This is a genomic window from Streptosporangium sp. NPDC049248, from assembly GCF_040678965.1.
Lineage (GTDB): Bacteria > Actinomycetota > Actinomycetes > Streptosporangiales > Streptosporangiaceae > Streptosporangium > Streptosporangium fukuiense.
In genome coordinates, this window is sequence record NZ_JBFAQY010000013.1 from 76,241 (window position 1) to 96,137 (window position 19,897).

General features: G+C 70.2%; 17 protein-coding genes. 6 read left to right on the forward strand and 11 right to left on the reverse strand.

Annotation, left to right across the window (positions count from 1 at the left end):
• Positions 1 to 132: 132 nt before the first annotated feature.
• Together AB0K21_RS23710 and AB0K21_RS23715 are read right to left on the reverse strand one after the other, a co-directional pair.
• Positions 133 to 912 carry a neutral zinc metallopeptidase gene (locus AB0K21_RS23710; protein WP_343967541.1) on the reverse strand — a complete coding sequence of 260 codons (780 nt, stop codon included), beginning with the start codon at positions 910 to 912 and terminating at the stop codon, positions 133 to 135.
• A 125-nt stretch (positions 913 to 1,037) separates the two neighbouring features.
• The gene (locus AB0K21_RS23715; protein WP_364153190.1) at positions 1,038 to 1,856 is read right to left on the reverse strand and encodes a neutral zinc metallopeptidase; all 819 of its coding nucleotides are present in this window, start codon (positions 1,854 to 1,856) and stop codon (positions 1,038 to 1,040) included.
• Between the two features lie 191 nt (positions 1,857 to 2,047).
• On the opposite strand from AB0K21_RS23715, the gene dxs reads away from it, so the two are divergent.
• Together dxs and AB0K21_RS23725 are read left to right on the forward strand one after the other, a co-directional pair.
• Positions 2,048 to 3,967: a 1-deoxy-D-xylulose-5-phosphate synthase gene (gene dxs, locus AB0K21_RS23720; protein ID WP_364153193.1), complete on the forward strand. Its 1,920-nt coding sequence runs from the start codon at positions 2,048 to 2,050 to the stop codon at positions 3,965 to 3,967.
• Positions 3,968 to 4,072: 105 nt separating this feature from the next.
• Entirely contained in the window at positions 4,073 to 5,545 is a 1,473-nt protein-coding gene (locus AB0K21_RS23725) for an amino acid permease (RefSeq protein WP_364153196.1), read from the forward strand.
• 59 nt (positions 5,546 to 5,604) lie between these two features.
• Here AB0K21_RS23725 and AB0K21_RS23730 read toward each other — a convergent pair whose 3' ends face one another.
• Both AB0K21_RS23730 and AB0K21_RS23735 read right to left on the reverse strand, forming a co-directional pair.
• The gene (locus AB0K21_RS23730; RefSeq protein WP_364153198.1) at positions 5,605 to 7,677 is read right to left on the reverse strand and encodes a 3-hydroxyacyl-CoA dehydrogenase NAD-binding domain-containing protein; all 2,073 of its coding nucleotides are present in this window, start codon (positions 7,675 to 7,677) and stop codon (positions 5,605 to 5,607) included.
• On the reverse strand, positions 7,674 to 8,873 hold the full coding sequence (locus tag AB0K21_RS23735; protein WP_343967528.1) for a thiolase family protein: 1,200 nt from the start codon (positions 8,871 to 8,873) through the stop codon (positions 7,674 to 7,676). Before AB0K21_RS23735 ends, AB0K21_RS23730 begins: the two co-directional genes overlap by 4 nt.
• Before the next feature lie 189 nt (positions 8,874 to 9,062).
• On the opposite strand from AB0K21_RS23735, the gene AB0K21_RS23740 reads away from it, so the two are divergent.
• Positions 9,063 to 10,055: a LacI family DNA-binding transcriptional regulator gene (locus AB0K21_RS23740; RefSeq protein ID WP_343967526.1), complete on the forward strand. Its 993-nt coding sequence runs from the start codon at positions 9,063 to 9,065 to the stop codon at positions 10,053 to 10,055.
• A gap of 128 nt (positions 10,056 to 10,183) precedes the next feature.
• Here the strand turns inward: AB0K21_RS23740 and AB0K21_RS23745 are convergent, their stop codons facing one another.
• The 4 genes from AB0K21_RS23745 to AB0K21_RS23760 form a co-directional block, all read right to left on the reverse strand.
• A complete protein-coding gene (locus tag AB0K21_RS23745) occupies positions 10,184 to 10,930 on the reverse strand; it encodes a hypothetical protein (RefSeq protein ID WP_364153203.1) in 747 nt (248 codons plus the stop codon).
• Positions 10,931 to 11,055: 125 nt separating this feature from the next.
• On the reverse strand, positions 11,056 to 11,904 hold the full coding sequence (locus AB0K21_RS23750; RefSeq protein ID WP_364153206.1) for a sugar phosphate isomerase/epimerase: 849 nt from the start codon (positions 11,902 to 11,904) through the stop codon (positions 11,056 to 11,058).
• Between the two features lie 5 nt (positions 11,905 to 11,909).
• Positions 11,910 to 13,040 carry a dihydrodipicolinate synthase family protein gene (locus tag AB0K21_RS23755; protein WP_364153209.1) on the reverse strand — a complete coding sequence of 377 codons (1,131 nt, stop codon included), beginning with the start codon at positions 13,038 to 13,040 and terminating at the stop codon, positions 11,910 to 11,912.
• A complete protein-coding gene (locus AB0K21_RS23760) occupies positions 13,040 to 14,182 on the reverse strand; it encodes a Gfo/Idh/MocA family oxidoreductase (RefSeq protein ID WP_343967518.1) in 1,143 nt (380 codons plus the stop codon). The genes AB0K21_RS23755 and AB0K21_RS23760 overlap by 1 nt, the downstream gene beginning before the upstream one ends.
• Before the next feature lie 395 nt (positions 14,183 to 14,577).
• Here AB0K21_RS23760 and AB0K21_RS23765 point away from each other — a divergent pair, with 395 nt between their 5' ends.
• The gene (locus tag AB0K21_RS23765; protein ID WP_343967516.1) at positions 14,578 to 15,210 is read left to right on the forward strand and encodes an HNH endonuclease family protein; all 633 of its coding nucleotides are present in this window, start codon (positions 14,578 to 14,580) and stop codon (positions 15,208 to 15,210) included.
• An 89-nt stretch (positions 15,211 to 15,299) separates the two neighbouring features.
• On the opposite strand, the gene AB0K21_RS23770 is transcribed toward AB0K21_RS23765, so the two are convergent.
• Together AB0K21_RS23770 and AB0K21_RS23775 are read right to left on the reverse strand one after the other, a co-directional pair.
• Entirely contained in the window at positions 15,300 to 16,526 is a 1,227-nt protein-coding gene (locus AB0K21_RS23770; RefSeq protein WP_364153212.1) for a ribonuclease D, read from the reverse strand.
• On the reverse strand, positions 16,523 to 17,119 hold the full coding sequence (locus AB0K21_RS23775) for a DUF3000 domain-containing protein (protein ID WP_343967512.1): 597 nt from the start codon (positions 17,117 to 17,119) through the stop codon (positions 16,523 to 16,525). The genes AB0K21_RS23770 and AB0K21_RS23775 overlap by 4 nt, the downstream gene beginning before the upstream one ends.
• 138 nt (positions 17,120 to 17,257) lie before the next feature.
• On the opposite strand from AB0K21_RS23775, the gene AB0K21_RS23780 reads away from it, so the two are divergent.
• Positions 17,258 to 17,383, forward strand: a complete 126-nt coding sequence (locus AB0K21_RS23780) for a hypothetical protein (RefSeq protein WP_343967510.1) — start codon at positions 17,258 to 17,260, stop codon at positions 17,381 to 17,383.
• Between the two features lie 420 nt (positions 17,384 to 17,803).
• The gene (gene hemE / locus AB0K21_RS23785; protein ID WP_343967508.1) at positions 17,804 to 18,841 is read left to right on the forward strand and encodes a uroporphyrinogen decarboxylase; all 1,038 of its coding nucleotides are present in this window, start codon (positions 17,804 to 17,806) and stop codon (positions 18,839 to 18,841) included.
• A gap of 40 nt (positions 18,842 to 18,881) precedes the next feature.
• Here the strand turns inward: hemE and AB0K21_RS23790 are convergent, their stop codons facing one another.
• Complete coding sequence (locus AB0K21_RS23790; protein ID WP_343967506.1) at positions 18,882 to 19,892, reverse strand: DUF4349 domain-containing protein; 1,011 nt, start codon at positions 19,890 to 19,892, stop codon at positions 18,882 to 18,884.
• Positions 19,893 to 19,897 lie beyond the last annotated feature (5 nt).

Below are 19,897 nucleotides of genomic sequence, written 5' to 3' on the forward strand. Positions count from 1 at the left end.
TCGGGGGGAGAGCGCTCGCGCCGGGCAGGGACGAGGTCCGCACTCCGTGGGGATGGCGCGCGACGGATGGAAAAGAACAACCACCCGTCGCGCGCCCGTGGGGCGGCGGCGGGTGGTTGTCAGGTGCGAAGGTCAGGAGACCCTGGATTTGGGGGCGGAGAAGGTGTTGCAGGCGCCGGGTGCCTCCTGGCGGAAGCCTCGGGTCAGCCAGTAGGCGATGTTGGCGGCCTTACCATGGCTGGCCGTGCTGTAGGCGGCGTTCATGACGTACCTGAAGTCCGACTCGCGACGGCCGAGGGAGCGCCAGACGCTGCCGATGAAGACTCCGCTCAGGCACTCGGCCTGGAGTTCGACCTTGCGGATCGCGGCCAGGGCCTCCTTGTTGCTCTTGTACTTCACGGAGGACATGGCGCGCCAGATCCCGGAGAGCTGCTGGACGTGGTGGCCGTACTCGTGGGCCAGCACCTGGAAAAGGAACAGTTCGCTCGCCTGGGAGAGGATCTCCTTGCTGAGGTAGAAGGTGATCTTCTTGTTCGCCGGGCAGTAGACCGCCTGAGCGCCTCGGGGGAACTTGCCACAGCCGGTCGGGACACCGAGGCGCGAGGTGGTCGAGAATCTGGGTTTGGAGAAGGGCAGCTCTGTCTTGGAGAACTGGTATCCCCAGCCCTCGTTGAGGCAGTCCAGGACGGCGTTGAGATAGGCCTCGGCGGATTCCAGATCGTTGTCGTAGGCCGGCTGCTCCGGGCAGGGGTCCGGTTCGAGCTTGCCCGACTTGTAGATCGGGTTGGCGACGAGGGCGGTCTTGCCCTTGGGTACCGGCCTGACCTGCTCGGTGGGGCCCGCATTCGCCGTACCGGCGAACAGCAGGCTCGCCAGAACGCCGGAGAGCAGTGCGATAAGGGGGGTACGCATGATCCTGAACCCTATGGGAGGCAAAACACCGGGTAAAGCTGTTATGCGGTCACACTCTGGGAATACGGTCAGGTGCGGCGAGCCCGGGTGAGTTTCGTGCCGCTTCCTTCGGGACCGACAGGCTGTCAGGCGACCCGGCCCGTGGGGGCGGTCCAGGTGTTGCAGCCGGAGGGGGAGCCGGAGTTGAAGCCGCGCTCCATCCAGTAGGCCTGGCTACGGCCCTTGCCGTGGTCGTTCTTGGGCCAGTTCTTGTGACCGTTGGAGTTGACCCAGCTGACCATCGCCTCCCACTGAGCCTGCTCGACCGGCAGGTCGCCGGCGATCTGGCGCAGGAAGGCGGAGCCCAGGCAGTCGGCCTGCAGTTCGAGGCGGCGGGAGAAGGCCAGCTTGGTCGCCGACTTGGCGCGCCAGACGCTGGTGGCGTAGTAGTCCATGATGCCCGCCAGCTGCTGCACGTGATGGCCGTACTCGTGGGCGATGAACTGGGCGTGGTTGGCCGGGTAGGGGTTCTTCAGGACCTCGCGGGTGACGCCGATGTAGATGGTGCGGTTGCTGGAGCAGTACAGCCCGCCGGCGCTGCTGGGCCACCGGCCGCAGGGAGTGTTCACCTTGGTGGTGGAGAAACGCAGCTTGGGGTGGGAGAACGCCAGTTTGGTCTTCCTGAACTGGGTCTTCCAGGCCCGGTTCAGGCAGTTGACGATCCTTTGCACGAAGATCCGGTAGGAGGCCGCGCTCCCCGCGCGGATCTGGCCGGCCTGGCAGTTCATGGTGGGCAGGGTGCCGGTGCGGTAGAGGGGACTGGATGTCGCCGCAGCGCGGTCCTGTGGGAGTGCCTGCCTGCCGGTGGCCGCGGTCGAACCCGGTGTCGTTCCGGTGAGCGGCGTGACCTGCTGCGAGACTGAGGTCACGATGTCCGGTGAGGTGGAGGCGTTGGCCGTTTCCACCCCTGTTACCAGGGCAAACGTCAACGAGGCGGCAACAAGAGGCGAAAGTTGCTTAAAGGGAAGAGTTTTCATGGTGGGGCAAAGATTATTGCAAGTGTGGATAAAACGTGCAGAATCGCCGCTCCTGAGGGTTGCGCCCCTCAGTCGAACTAGACTCGTCGTGACGGTGACTGGACAGAGGGGATGATTCCGTGAGCGAGCGGACCGGGCAGCCTGGAAGTCTTCTGGAGTCGGTCAAGGGGCCAGGGGACCTCAAGCTGCTGGCGGTGGACGAGCTGCCACTGCTCGCAGGCGAGATCAGAGACCTTCTGATCGCCTCCACGGCTCGCAGCGGCGGCCACCTCGGCCCCAACCTGGGTGTCGTCGAGCTGACGATCGCGATGCACCGGGTCTTCGAGTCGCCGCGTGACCGGATCCTGTGGGACACCGGTCACCAGGCCTATGTCCACAAGATGCTCACCGGCAGGGCCGGGCAGTTCGACACGCTCCGCCAGGAGGGCGGCCTGTCGGGCTACCCCAGCCAGGCCGAGTCCGAGCACGACGTCATCGAGAACTCCCACGCCTCGACCGCGCTGTCGTACGCCGACGGCCTGGCCAAGGCGTACCGGCTGCGGGGCGAGGAGGAGCGCACGGTCGTCGCGGTGATCGGAGACGGGGCGCTCACCGGGGGCATGGCCTGGGAGGCGCTCAACAACATCGCGGCGCGCAAGGACCTGCCACTGATCATCGTGGTCAACGACAACGGCCGCTCCTACTCGCCGACCATTGGCGGGCTCGCCTCCCACCTGGCCTCGCTGCGCACCACCCAGCGCTACGAGGACATGCTCGACTTCGTCAAGGACAGCCTGAACAGGGTGCCGGTGGTCGGGGCACCCGTCTACGACGCTCTGCACGGCGTCAAGAAGGGCCTCAAGGACGTCCTGGCCCCGCAGGTCATGTTCGAGGACCTCGGCCTGAAGTACATCGGGCTGGTCGACGGCCACGACGAGCAGGCGGTGGAGTCCGCGCTGCGCAGGGCCAGGGACTTCCGCCGCCCGGTCATCGTGCACGTGCTCACCAAGAAGGGCTTCGGCTACTCCCCGGCGGAGAACCACGACGAGGACTGCTTCCACTCGCCGGGCGTCTTCGACCCGCTGACCGGCGAGGAGAAGCCGAAACCGCACGGCTGGACCAACGTCTTCGGCCAGGAGATGGTGCGCCTGGGCGCCGAGCGTCAGGACATCGTGGCGATCACCGCCGCGATGCTCGGCCCGACCGGCCTGATTCCGTTCTCCGAGGCATATCCCGACCGCCTCTACGACGTCGGCATCGCCGAGCAGCACGCCCTGACCAGCGCCGCGGGCCTGGCGCTCGGCGGCCTGCACCCGGTGGTGGCCGTCTACGCGACCTTCCTGAACCGGGCCTTCGACCAGCTCCTGATGGACGTCGCCCTGCACCGCCTCCCTGTCACGGTCGTGCTCGACCGGGCGGGCGTCACCGGCGACGACGGCGCCAGCCACAACGGCATGTGGGACCTGTCGATCCTGCAGGTCGTCCCCGGCCTGTCGATCGCGGTTCCCCGCGACGAGCCCCGGCTGCGCGAACTGCTGGCCGAGGCCGTGAAAGTCGACGACGGCCCGACGGTGCTGCGCTACCCCAAGGGCCCGGTGGCCGTCGAGATCGAGGCGGTCGGCCGCCTCGGCGAGATGGACGTGCTGCGCGGGGGCGACGCCGACGTGCTGTTCGTCTCCGTGGGGCCGATGGCCGAGATGTGCCTGGAGGCCGCCGACCTGCTCGACGCCCAGGGGATCTCCGCCACGGTGGTCGACCCGCGCTGGGTCAAGCCGCTGGACGAGGCCCTGGTGGCGGCCGCCCGCGACCACAAGCTGGTCGTGGTCGTCGAGGACAGCAGCAGGGTGGGCGGTGTGGGTGACGCGGTCGCCCGCCTGCTGCGCGACGCCGACGTCGACGTCCCGGTCCGTACCTACGGCATCCCGCGGCGCTTCCTCGACCACGCCAAGCGTGCGAAGATCCTCAGCGAGATCGGTCTGACCTCGCAGGACATCGCCCGGCAGGTCACCGAGGCGATCGCGAAGCGCTCTCCGGCCCTGGAGAACGAGCCGGCCGGCTGACCGCCTCCGCTTCCGAACATCCTCGGCTCCGCCGTTCAGGCGGTGATCCGCTGGGCATGACCTGATGCGTCGGCAAGGGTGACCACCGGCGCATCAGGAGGGGTCGTGGGTGTTCTTCGCGTCAAGTCGGTGGAGCAGTCGATCTCGGACACCGAGGCACCGGAATACCGGTTGCGCAAGGATCTCAGCGCGCTGGACCTCACGGTCTTCGGTATCGGCGTCATCGTGGGCACTGGCATCTTCGTGCTCACCGGCCGGGTCGCCAGGGAGACGGCGGGGCCCGCGGTGGCGCTGTCCTTCGTGGCCGCCGGGATCGTCTGCGCGCTGGCGGCGCTCTGCTACGCCGAGTTCGCCTCCACGGTCCCGGTGGCCGGGTCCGCCTACACCTTCGCCTTCGCCACCCTGGGCGAACTGCCCGCCTGGATCATCGGCTGGGACCTGACGCTGGAGATGATGCTCGGCGCCGCGGTCGTCGCGGTCGGCTGGTCGGGGTACCTGACCTCACTGCTGGCGGCCCTGGGGGTCCCGCTGCCCGGCGTGATCGCAGGGGAGGGGGCGGTGTTCAACCTGCCCGCCGCGCTGGTCGTGCTGCTGCTCACCGGGATCCTGGTCCTCGGGATCAAACTGTCGTCCCGGTTCAATCTGATCATCGTCACGATCAAGCTCGCAGTGATCCTGCTGGTCGTGGTGGCGGGACTGTTCTTCGTCAGGGGCGCCAACTACTCGCCGTTCGTCCCGCCGTCCAAGGCGACCCCCGCGGTGGAGGGGCTGGCCGCGCCGCTGATCCAGGTACTGTTCGGGATCACCCCGGTCGCGTACGGGGTGCTGGGCATCTTCAGCGCCGCGGCGATCGTGTTCTTCGCCTACATCGGCTTCGACGTGGTCGCCACCGCCGCCGAGGAGACCCGCGACCCGCAGCGGGACCTGCCCATCGGCATCCTGTCCTCACTCGGTGTCTGCACCGTGCTCTACGTCGCGGTCTCGCTGGTCGTGGTCGGCATGCAGCCCTACCGTCAGCTCAGCGAGGCGGCGCCGCTGGCCGACGCGTTCAAGGCCGTCGGCCAGACCTGGGCCGCGGCGCTGATCAGCGTCGGCGCGCTGGTCGGCCTGACGGCCGTCGTGATGATCCTCATGCTGGGCATGTCACGGGTGATGTTCGCCATGTGCCGCGACGAACTGCTGCCAAGCGGGCTGGCCAAGGTTCACCCGAAATACCGCACGCCGTACGTCATCACCATCATCATGGGGGTCGTCGTCGCGGCCCTGGCCGGGCTGGTGCCGCTGTCCACGATCGCCGAACTGGTCAACATCGGCACGCTCTTCGCGTTCGCGGTGGTCTCGATCGCGGTGGTCGTCCTCCGCCGCACCCGTCCCGACCTGCCCCGCTCCTTCCGCACCCCGCTGGTGCCGCTGGTGCCCCTCCTGTCGGTGCTCGCCTGCCTCTACCTGATGCTCAACCTGCCGGTGGAGACCTGGATCAGGTTCGGGGCGTGGATGTTGCTCGGACTCCTGATCTACGCCGGCTACGGCTACCGGCACAGCAGGCTGTCGGAGCGGCGGCGGGCAGCCACCCGGTAACGCGGTCCCCCGTCCCGCGACGGTCGCGAGACGGGGAGCCACACCGGGAAAGGGGTGCGTCAGGCGGGCACCGAGGCCACGCCCGGCGGCAGGAAGCGCACCTCGGAGATCCCCTCGCGGTCGAGGTAGGGGGTGATGCCGCCCAGGTGGAACGGCCACCCCGCACCGAGGATCATGCACAGGTCGATGTCCTGGGGAGCGGAGACCACACCCTCGTCGAGCATGAGACGGATCTCCTCGGCCAGGGCCCGCAGCGCCCGCAGCCGGACCTGTTCGGCCGTGGACGGTGAGGTGCCCCCGGCGAAGAGGGCCACAGCCTCGGGGTCCAGGGAGAAGTCCGGCGCGTAGACACCCGGCTTGCCCGCCGCGACCAGCCGGGCGAGGTTCTCCGACACCCCGTAGCGGGACGGGAACGCCTCGTGCATCGTCTCGGCGACGTGCAGGGCCACGGCCGGGCCGACGAGCTGCAGCAGCGCGAACGGGGTCATCGGCAGGCCGAGCCCGTCCAGCGCGTGGTCGGCGAGCTCCAGCGGGGTGCCCTCGTCGACGGCGCCGATGACCTCGCCCATGAAGCGGGTCAGCAGGCGGTTGACCACGAACGCGGGCGCGTCCTTGACCAGCACCGACGACTTCTTCAGCGACCGGCCGACGGCGAAGGCCGTGGCGAGCGTCGCGTCGTCCGTCCGCTCCCCTCGGACGATCTCCAGCAGCGGCATCACCGCGACCGGGTTGAAGAAGTGGAAGCCCACGACGCGCTCGGGGTGCCGGAGCCCCGAGGCCATCTCGGTCAGCGAGAGCGAGGAGGTGTTCGTGGCCAGCACGCACTCGGCGGAGACGACCGCCTCCACCTCGGCGAACACCTTCTGCTTGACCTTCATGTCCTCGAACACGGCCTCGATGACGAAGTCGGCGTCGGCGAACGCGTCCTTGGTCAGCGAGCCGGTCACCAGGGCCCTGAGCCGGTTGGCCTGGTCGCCGGAGACGCGGCCCTTGGCCAGCAGCTTGTCGATCTCGGTGTGCACGTAGCCCACGCCCTTGTCCAGCCGGGCCTGGTCCAGGTCGGTCAGCACGACCGGGACCTCCAGACGGCGGGCGAACAGCAGTGCCATCTGCGAGGCCATCAGGCCCGCGCCGACGACGCCGACCTTGGTGACCTTACGGGCCAGGGCCGCCTCCGGGGCCCCGGCGGGCTTTTTGGCCCGGCGCTGCACCAGGTCGAAGGCGTACAGGCCGGCGCGGAGCTCGTCGCCCATGAGGAGGTCGGCCAGTGCCTGGTCCTCGGCGGCGAAGCCCTCGTCGCGGGTGGCGGTGCGGGCCAGCTCGAGGAGCTCCAGCGCCCGGTACGGGGCGGGGGAGGCGCCGTGCAGCTTCATGTCGAGCAGGAAGCGGGCGTCGGAGACGGTCTTGGACCAGTCCTCGGCGGTGTGGTCGGCGCGGGAGACGGTGACGTCGCCGCGCAGCACCGCCGAGGCCCAGCGCAGCGACTCCTCAAGGAAGTCGGCGGGTTCGAACATCGCGTCGGCGACGCCCAGCCCGAACGCCTCCCTGCCCTTGATCATGCGGTTCTGCGAGAGCGGGTTGTCGATGATGAGCTTGACGGCCGCGGCCGGCCCGATCAGGCGGGGCAGCAGCTGGGTGCCGCCCCAGCCGGGGACCAGGCCGAGGAAGCACTCCGGCAGCGCCACGGCGGGCACACCGGCGGAGATGGTCCGGTAGGTGCAGTGCAGTGCGATCTCCAGACCGCCGCCCATGGCCGCGCCGTTGACGAACGCGAACGACGGCACGTCCAGCTCGCCGAGGCGGCGGAACACCTCGTGGCCCAGCCTGCCGATCTGTAGCGCCTGGTCCCGTTCCGAGACCAGCGCGGCGCCCTTGAGGTCGGCGCCGACGGCGAAGACGAACGGTTTGCCGACGACACCCACGGCCGCCAGGTCGCCGCGCCCGGCGATCGCGTCCAGGGCCTCGCCCAGCGAGGCCAGCCCCCCGGGGCCGAACGTCGACGGCTTGGTGTGGTCGAAGCCGTTGTCCAGCGTGATCAGGGCCATGGTGCCCGCACCCTGGGGCAGCTGCACGTCGTGAACCGTCGCCCGGGTGACGATCTCGTCGGCGAAGAGTTCCTTGATGTCCGTCACTTGTTACCTTCCCAGCTGAGGTTCTCCCAGATGACCGTTCCACCCATGCCCAGGCCGACGCACATCGTGGTCATGCCGTAGCGGACGTCGGGGCGCTCACCGAACTCGCGGGCGAGCTGTGTCATCAGGCGCACCCCGGAGGAGGCCAGCGGGTGGCCGAAGGCGATGGCGCCGCCGTAGGGGTTCACCCGGGCGTCGTCGTCGGCGATGCCGAAGTGCTCGAGGAACGCCAGCACCTGCACGGCGAAGGCCTCGTTGATCTCGAACAGTCCCATGTCGGAGATGGAGAGCCCGGCCAGGCGCAGCGCCCTTTCCGTGGACGGGATCGGCCCGACCCCCATGACCTCCGGGTCCACGCCGGCGAAGGCATAGGAGACCAGGCGCATCTTCGGGGCGAGGCCGAGCTCCTCGGCGACGTCGGCGGCGGCCACCACACAGCCGGTGGCGCCGTCGTTGATACCGGAGGCGTTGCCCGCGGTGACCCGGCCGTGCGGGCGGAACGGGGTCTTCAGCGCGGCCAGCCCCTCCAGCGTGGTGCCGGGGCGGGGAGCTTCGTCGGCGCCTGCCAGCCCCCAGCCCTTCTCGGCGGATCTGGTCGCCATCGGGACCAGGTCCGGCTGGATCCGGCCGTCGGCGTAGGCCTTGGCGACCTTCTCCTGGGAGGCGAGGGCGAAGGCGTCCGCGCGCTCCTTGGTGATGGAGGGGTAGCGGTCGTGCAGGTTCTCGGCGGTCATGCCCATGACGAGGGCGGAGCCGTCCACGAGTTGCTCGGCCAGGAAACGAGGGTTGGGATCGACGCCCTCGCCCATGGGGTGGCGGCCCATGTGCTCGACGCCGCCGGCGATGGCGACGTCGTAGGCACCGAAGGCGATGCCTCCGGCGACCGAGGTCACCGCGGTCATCGCGCCGGCGCACATGCGGTCGATCGAGTAGCCGGGCACGCTCTTGGGCAGCCCGGCCAGTATCGCGGCGGAGCGGCCGAGGGTCAGGCCCTGGTCGCCGATCTGCGTGGTGGCCGCGATGGCCACCTCGTCGACGCGCTCGGGAGGCAGATTCGGGTTACGCCGGATCAGCTCGCGGATGACGCGGATCACCAGGTCGTCGGCGCGTGTCTCGGCGTACAGGCCCTTGGGGCCCGACCTGCCGAAGGGTGTGCGCACACCGTCGACGAATACGACGTCACGAGACGAAGGCACGGGGTTCGCTCCTCGTTGCTGGATGGCTTCCCCCCTATGCTACTCGCGGGTAACAACGCTTGGTGCGGCCGGTCCCGTGCGAGGTGGGTAAGTTGTTCCCCAAGGTGCGCGGTCCGGTGCGGCATGGCCTGGATGCGGGACGGCGACAACTCTGACAGACTTTGGAAAACGCTTTCCGGGAGGTTGTCGGTGGTCACGCTTGAGGATGTCGCCCGGCACGCGGGCGTCTCGCTCGCCACGGCGTCACGGGTGCTCAACGGCAGCACCAGACAGGTGGGCGCATCCCTGCGGGTCAAGGTGGAGCTGGCCGCCGCCCAGCTGGGATACCGCACCAACGTGGCCGCGCAGACCCTCGCCAGGGGGGCCAGCAACGTGATCGGCCTGGTCGTTCACGATCTCACCGACCCCTACTTCGCCGCGATCGCCGACGGGGCCATGCGGGTCGCGGAGAACCAGGGGCTGATGGTCATGATCGGCACCACGCACCGCGACCCCCAGCGGGAGATCGCCTATGTCTCGACGCTGAACGCGCAGCGGGTCCGCGCGGTGCTGCTGGTCGGCTCCCGGGTCGCCGACGAGCAGCTGACCCGGCGGCTCCGCGAGGAGCTCGACCGCTACCGGGAGACCGGCGGCCGGGTGGCCTGCGTGGGCCAGGACCTGCTCGGGGTCGACACGGTGGTGCCGGACAACCGCCTGGGCGCCGCCGCGCTGGCCCGCGCCCTCGCCGGGCTGGGGCACCGGAGCTTCGCCGTCCTCGCCGGGCCCGACCGGCTGATCGCCCCCATGGACCGGGTGGCCGGGTTCGCCGGCGCGCTCGAAGAGCTCGGCCTGCCCGCACCGCTTGTCCTGCACAGCTCCTTCGACAGGGAGGGCGGCTACGCGGCGGCCACCCAGGTCTCCGGGGTCACCTGTGTCTTCGCCGTCACCGACGTGATGGCGGTGGGTGCCCTGGCCGCCTTCAGGGACCGGGGCATCCGCGTCCCCGAGGACGTCTCGGTGGCGGGTTTCGACGACATCTCCACCCTGCGCGACCTGGTTCCCTCGCTGTCCACGGTGCGGCTGCCACTCGCGGAGATGGGTGCCCGCGCGCTGGAGATGGCCCTCGCCCCGGACGAGGGGACCGGGGCCCAGGTGGTGACCGGCGAGGTGATCCTCCGCGAGAGCACCCGCGCCCTGGGGTGAGGTCGCCTCGGCCTGCCCGCCTACGCCACGACGTCATGGCGGCGGGCCCGGCCCCCGCGGGGTCCGGGCCCGCCGCGTCGTAGGGGAAGCTCGGAAGGGGGAGCCGGGGGGAGGATCGGGACAGGCGGTCAGCGGACGCCGGAGATCGGTCTTCCCTGCTCGTTGACCGGCGGGACGATGATCTGACCGCGCAGCCAGCGGATCGTCCGGATGACTCCGTCTCCGTAGCCGGGGGAGTGCTGGCGGCCCCGGCCGAGCTGTCGCGACACGTCCTCGGCCGCGCTCTCCTCCATGCCGAGGTTGAGTCCGGTCGGCCCGTGGATGGGGCGCGGCGTGTTACGGACCGGGGACTTCCTGCGGGTGCCGAGCACCCACTCGCACACGGCGATGGTCCCGGAGCACCATTCCTTCTCCCACTCGCCCGCCGCGTTCGGCCGGCCGGCATGGGCCAGCTCGGCGATCCGGCCTATCTCGGCCTCGGTGCGCAGGATCACGCCGCGGCCGCCGACCAGGTGTCCCCAGCCTTCCGAGGATCGGCGGCCGGGGATCGGCAACCCGTCCTTGACGCCGATCAGCCAGTTCAGGGTGCTGATGACCCCGTCGGCGGGGACGACCCGGCCCTCGCGCGGAACCCGCTCGGCGGCGTCGATCTCCGCACGGGCCTCGGCGAGGGTGGGCGGGGACCCCGATGCCGGGCGGCCGCTGATCGGCGCCTGCTCACGCCGGCCCAGGGCCCAGAGGATCGCCTCTCCCTGGCCGGAGGGGGCCGAGTCGGGGTTGGCGGCCTCCCACTCCCTGATCGCTTCCAGTACGGCAAGGACATGTTCCGGCGGCCGCTGTATGGCGGGGCTGGCTTCGCTTTCTGCGGTCGTCATACCCCTACCGTACGAGCAGCCGCCAGGTCACTTCACCGTGAAGCGGTAATCCGGGCCCCGCGAACGCGGTTTCCTTCGATTGGAACGCTCCTGTCGTCTCGGAACCCGTTCCGCGGGCCCGCGTGTCACTCTCCGATGAGCTCGGCGAACGAGGACCGCACCCTGGCCAGGATCTCGTCGGGGTCGGCGGCCCACACGTCGGCGTTGAAGATCTCCACCTCGATGTCCCCCGAGTAGCCCGCCGCGGCCACCGCCTCGGTCAGCGGTGCGAAGTCGATCACGCCATCGCCCATCACTCCCCGGCCGAGCAGCACGTCGGCGGGGAGCGGAGACAGGAAGTCGCACACCTGGTAGCTCGCGATCCGCCCCGAGGCCCTGGCGATCTGCTCCAGGACGTTCGGATCCCACCACACGTGGAAGGTGTCGACGACGACGCCCACCTGCTCGGGAGGGTGCGGCTCGGCCAGGTCGAGGGCCTGGCCCAGTGTGGACAGCACGGCCCGGTCGGCGCAGTACATCGGGTGCAGCGGTTCGAGGGCCAGTCTCACCCCGCGCTCGCCGGCGTACGGGGCCAGCACGGCCAGCGCCTCGGCGACCCGCTCCCGCGCGGCGGGCAGGTCGCGGGAGATCGCGCCCAGTGGCCTGCCGGGCACCACGCCCGGCAGGCCGCCGACCACCATGACCAGGCAGGCGGCGTCCAGCTCGGCGGCCTCGTCGATCGCCCTGCGGTTGTCGTCCAGGGCCTGCGGATCGCCGGAGGTGAGGAAGCCGCCCCGGCAGAGCGACGAGACCCGCAGCCCGGCGTCCGCGACGAGTCCGACGGTCTCCTTCAGGCCCTGCGCGGCGACGTCCTGACGCCACAGGCCGATGGCCTCGGCACCGTGCCGCACGCACCCGTCGACGGCCTCGGCCACCGACCAGCGCCTCGTGGTCCACTGGTTCAGCGAGAAACGGCTCTTCGCCCGTGCCCTCACCGCCCTCACCGGCCGTTCACCGCCAGCAGGGAGCGCATCCGGAAGACCGCCAGCTCGGGGTCGGCCAGCAGACCGGCCCTGTCGGCCAGGCGGAACACCTCGGCCAGGTGGGGCAGGGAGCGGGCCGCCTGGGCGCCGTTGACCATGCTGAAGGCGTCCTGGTGGCCGTTGAGCCAGGCCAGGAAGACGATGCCGGTCTTGTAGTTGTACGTCGGGGCCTCGAAGATCTTCCGGGAGAGCGGGACCGTGGGGCCCATGATCTCGTCGTACCGTCCGAGGTCGCCCGCGTCGAGCGCCTGCAGGGCCGAGGCGGCGGCGGGGGCGATCGCGTCGAAGATGCCCAGCAGCGCGTGGCTGCCCGACCTGATCAGCGAGGGGTAGTTGAAGTCGTCGCCGGTGTAGAGCCTGACGCCTTCGGGCAGCGCCTCACGCAGCCCGATCTCGTGCTCGGCGTCCAGCAGCGAGACCTTGACCCCGTCCACCCTCGCCGCGTGGTCGTGGATCAGCGACAGGAACGACGCGGTGGCCTCGGCGACGTCCCGCGAGCCCCAGTAGCCCGCCAGCAGCGGGTCGAACATCTCGCCCAGCCAGTGCAGGATCACCGGGCGATCGGCCTGGGAGAGCAGCTCGCCGTAGACCCGGTGGTAGTCCTCCGGGCCCCGCGCGATCGCGGCCAGTTGCCGGCTCGCCATCACGACGACCCCGGCGCCCGCGTCCCGCACGGTCTCGATCTGCTCGGCGTAGGCCGCCACGACCTCCCGCAGGGTCCGGGCGTCCGGCGCCTGGTCGGTGCCCGCGCCACAGGCCACCAGCTCCGCCGGGTCGCCGAAGGCCTTCGCCTCGGTGGCGCTGCGCCGGATCAGCTCGCGGGTGGCCGCCCAGTCAAGGCCCATGTTGCGCTGCGCGGTGTCCATGGCGTCGGCGACCCGCAGCCCGTGGGACCACAGGTGGTGGCGGAAGCGCAGGGTGGCGTCCCAGTCGACGGCGGCCCGGGAGCCCGGGGTGTTGTCGCCGAGCGGGTCGGCGACCACGTGGGCGGCGGCGTAGACGGTGCGGCTCCGGGCGGGGCCCCCGGGCCTGACCCAGGTGACCGGGTCGCGCAGGACGTGCTCCCCGCCCGGGAGCGCGATCCTCATCACGGCTCCACCGGCAGGCGGCGGCCCTCCGCGGAGGAGCGCAGGCCCAGCTCGGCGATGCGGACACCGCGCGCGCCGGAGGCGAAGTCGTAGGGGAACGGCGCGTCCTCGACCACGTGGCGGACGAACCGCTCCCACTGGACCTTGAACCCGTTGTCGAACTCCTCGTTGTCGGGCACCTCCTGCCAGCCGTCCCTGAAGCGGGCGCCCGCGGGCAGGTCGGGGTTCCAGACCGGTTTGGGAGTGGCGGCACGGTGCTGGACGCGGCAGTCGCGCAGGCCCGCGACGGCACTGCCGTGCGTGCCGTCCACCTGGAACTCCACCAGCTCGTCGCGGTTCACCCTGACGTTCCAGGAGGAGTTGATCTGCGCGATGACCCCGCCCTCCAGCTCGAACACCCCGTAGGCGGCGTCGTCGGCGGTGGCCCGGTAGGTCTCGCCCCGCTCGTCCACCCGCTCGGGGATGTGGGTGACGGCCTGGGCGTAGACGGAGGTGATCCGGCCGAACAGGTTCTCCAGCACATACGCCCAGTGCGGGAACATGTCGAGGACGATGCCGCCGCCGTCCTCGACGCGGTAGTTCCACGATGGGCGCTGGGCGGCCTGCCAGTCGCCCTCGAACACCCAGTAGCCGAACTCGCCGCGGACCGAAAGGACGCGGCCGAAGAAGCCGCCGTCGATCAGGCGCCTGAGCTTGAGCAGGCCCGGCAGGAAGAGCTTGTCCTGCACGACGCCGTTCTTCACGCCCCTGGCGGTCGCGGCCTCGGCCAGTGCCAGCGCGTCCTGGGACGTCTCGGCCGTCGGTTTCTCCGCGTAGACGTGCTTGCCCGCCTCGATCGCCTTGAGCACCGACTTCACCCGGGCCTGGGTGACCTGAGAGTCGAAGTAGATCAGATTGTCGTCGTCGGCGAGGGCGGAGTCGAGGTCCGTGGTCCAGTCGGCGATGCCGTGCTCCGCCGAGAGTCTCTGGAGCTTCTCGGCGGACCGGCCGACCAGAACCGGCCTGAGCAGGACCTGGCCGCCGTCCGACAGTGTCACACCGCCCTGCTCGTTGATCGCCAGGACCGATCGGACCAGGTGCTGGCGGTAGCCCATGCGACCGGTGACACCGTTCATCACGATGCCGATGCTTTGCGGGGACATCTTCTCCGACCTCCTATGGAAAGCGCTTTCCGTGCCACGGTACGACAGTCGCCGCACCCGCTGCAAGCGCCCGTCAGGGGCGGAGGGGAGGCGAGGTGTGCATCCGGGGAAGCCGGCGGCCCGGGTCCTGCCCCAAAAGGAAATCCACCGGTCACCGGAACTTCGCCGGGTGTTCGCGCGAAAAGGCCAGGTGTCCAAATCGCCATAATTTATGTCATTGCAGATCAAGTGCACCTGACCATGGATTGACGCAGTATCCGACCAAGCGCATCCTGACTCGTCGTCAAACCATGACATTTGCGTATTTGTCATGACTTGAGACGTTCCCTCTGTCCTCCTCTCGCGGCGCCCAGACCCCCCGGCTGGCCGAGGTGGAGCGACAGAAGGGGCCACTCGTGAAACGAGTCGTCACCGCGGCTTTCGCTGCCCTAACGGCAATTCTCATCACTTTTTCCCTGACAGCCGGAACGGCTTCGGCGACCCCGCCGAACATTCCCTCGGCGGCCACCGCCGCCAGCAGGCTCGCGACGCTCACCGTCGCCGCGGAAACCAACCAGTCCTCCTATGACCGGTCGTTGTTCAACCACTGGATAACGATCAGTGGCACCTGCAACACCCGGGAGACGGTGCTCAAGAGGGACGGCGTCGGAGTGGTCGTCAACTCCAGCTGCGCACCGACCTCCGGCAGCTGGTACTCCCCGTTCGACGGTGCGACCTGGACCGCCGCCGGCGACGTCGACATCGACCACATGGTGCCGCTCGCCGAGGCCTGGCGCTCCGGCGCCTACGCCTGGACCAGCGCGCAGCGGCAGTCCTACGCCAACGACCTCGGCGGGCCCGAGCTGTGGGCGGTGACCGACAACGTCAACCAGGCCAAGGGTGACCAGGACCCGTCGACATGGCAGCCGCCGCTGAGCTCGTTCAGGTGCACCTACGCCAGAGCGTGGATCCAGGTGAAGTACTACTGGAAGCTGACGCTGCAGAGCTCGGAGAAGAGCGCCCTGCAGAGCATGCTCGCGACCTGCTGAGCCTTCCGTCTCCCTGTGCGGGACCTGTTCCCGCACAGGGACTGACGTCGCTCCAATGATCTACTTTGTAAAGGGCATCGGCCGGTTCGTCAGACCTGGCCCTTGAGCTCCAGGCGGAGCAGGGCCTTGGCGATCGGATGGGCGGTCAACCCGATCTGCCACTCGCGGGCGCCCAGCTCGCGCAGCCGGGCGGCGACGGTCCCGTCGTCGATGACGGCCGGCGGTTCCCAGGTCAGGCGGCGTACGGCGTCGGGCTGGATCAGGTTCTCCGCGGGCATGTGGTGCTCGTCGGCGAGCGCGGCGACCACGGTCCTGGCCGCGGCCAACCGCCGGGCGGCCACCGGATCGCGGTCCATCCACCGGTTGGCCGGCGGGGGCCCGTCGCCGGGGGTGCTGGGCTGCGGCAGCTCCGAGTCGGGCAGCGAGCGGGCGGTGCCGATCGCGGCCAGCCAGTCGCGCAGGTGCCGCCGGGCACTGCGGCCGGTGAAGGGAGGGATCTCGGTGAGCGCCTTGGTGGTGCGGGGCAACTCCAGGGCGGCGGTGACGATCGCCGAGTCGGGCAGCACACGGCCGGGGGCGACGTCGGACTCGCGGGCGAGCCCGTCGCGGAGCGTCCACAGTTCCCGTACCACCGCCAGCCCGCGCAGCGAGCGGACCTTGTGGATTCCGGAGGTGCGCCGCCACGGGTCGGAACGCGGGGCGGGCGCCTTGTGCGCGAGCACGGAGGCGAACTCCTCCTGCGCCCACGCCAGCTTGCCGCTGGACCTCAGCTCCTCGTGCAGGACGTCGCGGAGCTCGATCAGGACCTCGACGTCGAGCGCGGCGTAGCGCAGCCAGTCCTCAGGGAGCGGGCGGGTCGACCAGTCGGCGGCCGAGTGCCCCTTCTCCAGCCTGAAACCCAGGACGTTCTCCACCATCAGCCCGAGACCGACCCGCTCGTAGCCGAGCAGCCGGCCGGCCAGCTCGGTGTCGAACAGTTCCCGCGGGTGGAAGCCCACCTCCGCGAGACACGGCAGGTCCTGGGAGGCGGCGTGGAGCACCACCTCCGCGCCGTCCAGTGCCGCGTCGAGCTCGGACAGGTCGGGGCAGCGGATGGGGTCGATCAGGGCGCTGCCCGCGCCGACGCGGCGCAGCTGTACCAGGTAGGCGCGGCCGCTGTAGCGGTAGCCCGAGGCGCGTTCGGCGTCGACGGCGACGGGGCCGGTGCCCTCGGCGAAGGCGCGCACCACGCGCGCGAGGGAGGCGGAGTCCTCGATGACGGGTGGGATTCCCTCACGAGGCTCCAGCAGTGGAATTACGGTCGTCTCATCGGTCACGTTCTGAAGGGCTCCGGATCCTCGCGACGGCGCGGCGGCAGCGCCGCCACATCGGGTGGCAGGGGTGGTATGCCCGCGGCAAGGCACATCAGATCGCACCAGGCGGCGACATGGCCGGAGAGGTCTTCCTGCAGCGGTGACCAGGACGCACGCAGTTCCAGCTCGGTGGTCACCGGGTCTTCGGCCTTGTTGCCGAAGCCCTCGGAGACCGCTCTGGTGACGGTGCCTCCGGCGGCGGCGTAGCCGGCGCCGTGCGCGTCGAGCGACTCGGTGAGCCAGCTCCACGCGACGGGGCCGAGCAGCGGGTCTTCGGTGATCTCCGGCTCCATGTCGGCCCGCACGTAGGCGACGAGCCGGAACTGGCCGTCCCAGCCGCGCTGGCCGTCCGGGTCGAAGAGCACGATGAGGCGGCCGATCGCGAGCTCGTCGTCGTCGCGGTACACCGACGCGCCGATCGCGGCCGAGTAGGGGGCCAGGCGCTGCGGCGCCGGAATGTCCTCCAGCTCGATCTCGGGTCTGACCTCCGCGGGGCGCATGCTCGCCACCGCACGCCTGAAGGCGGCGGGAGCGGGCGGCGCGTCACCGACGGTCATATCGGAAGCGTAGGTCGAAACTGATCGCATGGGGACCACTGGGGTATGTGTAGGAGCCATTGGAACCGATCAAGACGCTGCCGGCGGCCTGTGCAGGGCGGGGATGACCTCGCCGTGGGAGACTTGGGGGAGGAACGCGTGACCGCGTTCGGCGCCGGCCCGTTCCGGGTGTTCGGGCCGGCGGTGATCGGCGGGGCGGGATTGTCGTTCGGGAACCCGCACGCGGGCGCAGGAGGCACGGTGCTCACCGCGACGTTCGGGTGAACTCCACATGGTGGACATCGCACGGGCCTTTCGTCGGGTCGTGGTCCGACGTTGGCACGTCGCGCCGACATTTCCGCGCAGCGTGCTCGGCGTGTCCCCAAAGTGGTGCAGGAATCGATGCCGCGCGGTGACTTGGCGAACATTTGGACCAGCCGGGGGCCGATCCAGGATCACCGATGGGAGGAACTGTACCCGGAAACATGATCGCTTCGTGCCGTGCGGCGCCATCCGGCTGGCGACAACATCGGATTTCAGTGGACGAAGCTCTCGAAACCGGTAAGACATTATCGTTGTCATCACTTGACGGTGCCAGGGTGGTGTGAGGTGCAATCTCATTGAATAACTGGTGATTTCGGGCTGATTTCGCCGGTCAGCGACCGTGGTGAGCCGACCGGTCACCGGGCATGGCACCCTGGTGGGGTGACTTCCGAGCCCGCCGACTCCGCTTTCCTGCGCGCCTGCCGCCGCCGGCCCGTATCCCACACACCGGTGTGGTTCATGCGCCAGGCAGGCCGCTCGCTGCCCGAGTACCGGGCGCTCCGCGAGGGGGTGCCGATGCTCACGGCCTGCGCCACCCCCGACCTGGTCGTGGAGATCACGATGCAGCCGGTCCGCCGCTACGGCGTGGACGCGGCCATCCTCTTCAGTGACATCGTCGTCCCGCTCAAGGCGATCGGCGTCGACCTCGACATCAAGCCCGGCATCGGCCCGGTGGTGGCCGAGCCGATCAGGGACGCCAAGGCGGCCGAGGCGCTGCGCCCGATCGAGCCGGGCGACGTCTCCTACATCACCGAGGCCGTCCAGGCGCTGACCAAGGAGCTGGGCGCGACCCCGCTCATCGGTTTCGCGGGTGCTCCCTTCACCCTGGCCTCCTACCTCATCGAGGGCGGTCCTTCCAAGAACCACGACCACACCAAGGCCATGATGTACGGCGAGCCGGGCCTCTGGCACGCCCTCATGGATCGGCTGACCGAGATCACCCTGGGGTTCCTGCGCGTGCAGCTCGCCGCGGGAGCCTCCGCCGTCCAGCTCTTCGACTCCTGGGTCGGCGCGGTGTCGCCCGACGACTACCGGGAGTTCGTCCTCCCCTACACCAGCAGGATCTTCGACGGCCTGGCCGGTCTGGACGTGCCGCGTATCCACTTCGGCGTCGGCACCGGAGAGCTGCTCGGCCTGCTCGGCGAGGCGGGGGCCGACGTGGTGGGCGTCGACTGGCGGGTACCGCTCGACGAGGCCGCCCGGAGGGTCGGCCCGGGCAAGGCGCTGCAGGGCAATCTGGACCCGGCGATCCTGCTCGCCCCGTGGGAGGTCGTGGAGCGCCGCGCGGGCGACATCCTCACCCGCGCGGCCAAGGCCGAGGGACACGTGTTCAACCTGGGGCACGGCGTGCTGCCGGGCACCGACCCCGACCAGCTGGCCCGCCTCACCGACTTCGTCCACGAGGCCTCCGCCCGCTGACCGCCCCCGGCGCCGGTGCACCCTCGCCACTCGCCCGGGACTAGGGTCGCCTGTCCGCTCCCTCGGGTTCGTCGTCTCCCCGCGGATCACTCGCGGGGAGAGGCTCCTCGTCGGGGTCGGGCTCCGGGTCCTCGGAGCCCACGGCGAGCGGCCGCTCCCCGTTCCGCCTGAGGCGGAGCAGGAAGGCGGTCAGCAGCCAGGCCGGGACGATCACGATCAGCCAGGGGAGCAGCACGCCCAGAAGCGTCAGGCCGTGCTTGACGGCGACGACGAAAGCCTGCCAGCCCGTCCGCAGACCGCCGAGGAAGCCGGCGGGCTCGTCGTCCTCCTTCTTCTGCACCACGGCCGCCGGGCCGACCAGGTTCAGCGTCAGCGTCGCCGCGCTGGTCTGCGAGGCCAGGGTCTTCTGCCTGGCCTGCAGGGACTCCAGCTCGCTCTCGCGGTTGGAGACCTCACGCTCCACCTTGAGCACCTCACCGATGGTGTTGGCCCGCTTCAGCAGCGTGCGCAGGGAGTCGAGCGCGGCCTTGGCCGACTTCAAACGGCTCTCCACGTCGGCCACCTGCTCGGTGACGTCCTCGGTGTTCTGCCGGAGCGACTCGCGGGTGCCCAGCTCCTTGCCCAGGCGGTCGAGCGTGCCCGGGTAGTTCCCCGGCGGGATCTTGAAGACCAGCGTCGCGGAGCCCTCGCCGTCGGAGCGGGCGTCGGAGTTCTCCATGGCCAGGTAGCCGCCCACGGAGGTGACGATCTGCCGGGCCCGGTCGGCCGCCGCGGTGACCTCCTTCGCCCGGACCGTCATCTCCGCCGTGTAGACGATCGCCCGGTCCTGCGGGACGATCCTCACCTGGCCGGTCTGCGGGGAGCCGCCCTCGGCCTTGCTCGCGCCCTGGGGAACCGCCACGCGGTCCTGGCCGCCCGCCTGCGTGTCGGCCGCGGGTGCCGCTCCCTCGTAGGACGTGGACTGGAGGGAACTCCCGCCGCAGGCGGACACCAAAAGCGTCAGGCCCGTCAAGAGGACCGCCAGGCGCGGACCGTACCGGAATCTGCTCATGAATC

Bases quoted from the DNA above. Each gene is read 5' to 3' on its own strand.
- AB0K21_RS23710 (WP_343967541.1), bottom strand. From the start codon at position 912: ATGCGTACCCCCCTTATCGCACTGCTCTCCGGCGTTCTGGCGAGCCTG.
- AB0K21_RS23745 (WP_364153203.1), bottom strand. From the start codon at position 10,930: ATGACGACCGCAGAAAGCGAAGCCAGCCCCGCCATACAGCGGCCGCCG.
- AB0K21_RS23755 (WP_364153209.1), bottom strand. From the start codon at position 13,040: ATGAGGATCGCGCTCCCGGGCGGGGAGCACGTCCTGCGCGACCCGGTC.
- AB0K21_RS23760 (WP_343967518.1), bottom strand. From the start codon at position 14,182: ATGTCCCCGCAAAGCATCGGCATCGTGATGAACGGTGTCACCGGTCGC.
- AB0K21_RS23775 (WP_343967512.1), bottom strand. From the start codon at position 17,119: ATGACCGTCGGTGACGCGCCGCCCGCTCCCGCCGCCTTCAGGCGTGCG.
- AB0K21_RS23790 (WP_343967506.1), bottom strand. From the start codon at position 19,892: ATGAGCAGATTCCGGTACGGTCCGCGCCTGGCGGTCCTCTTGACGGGC.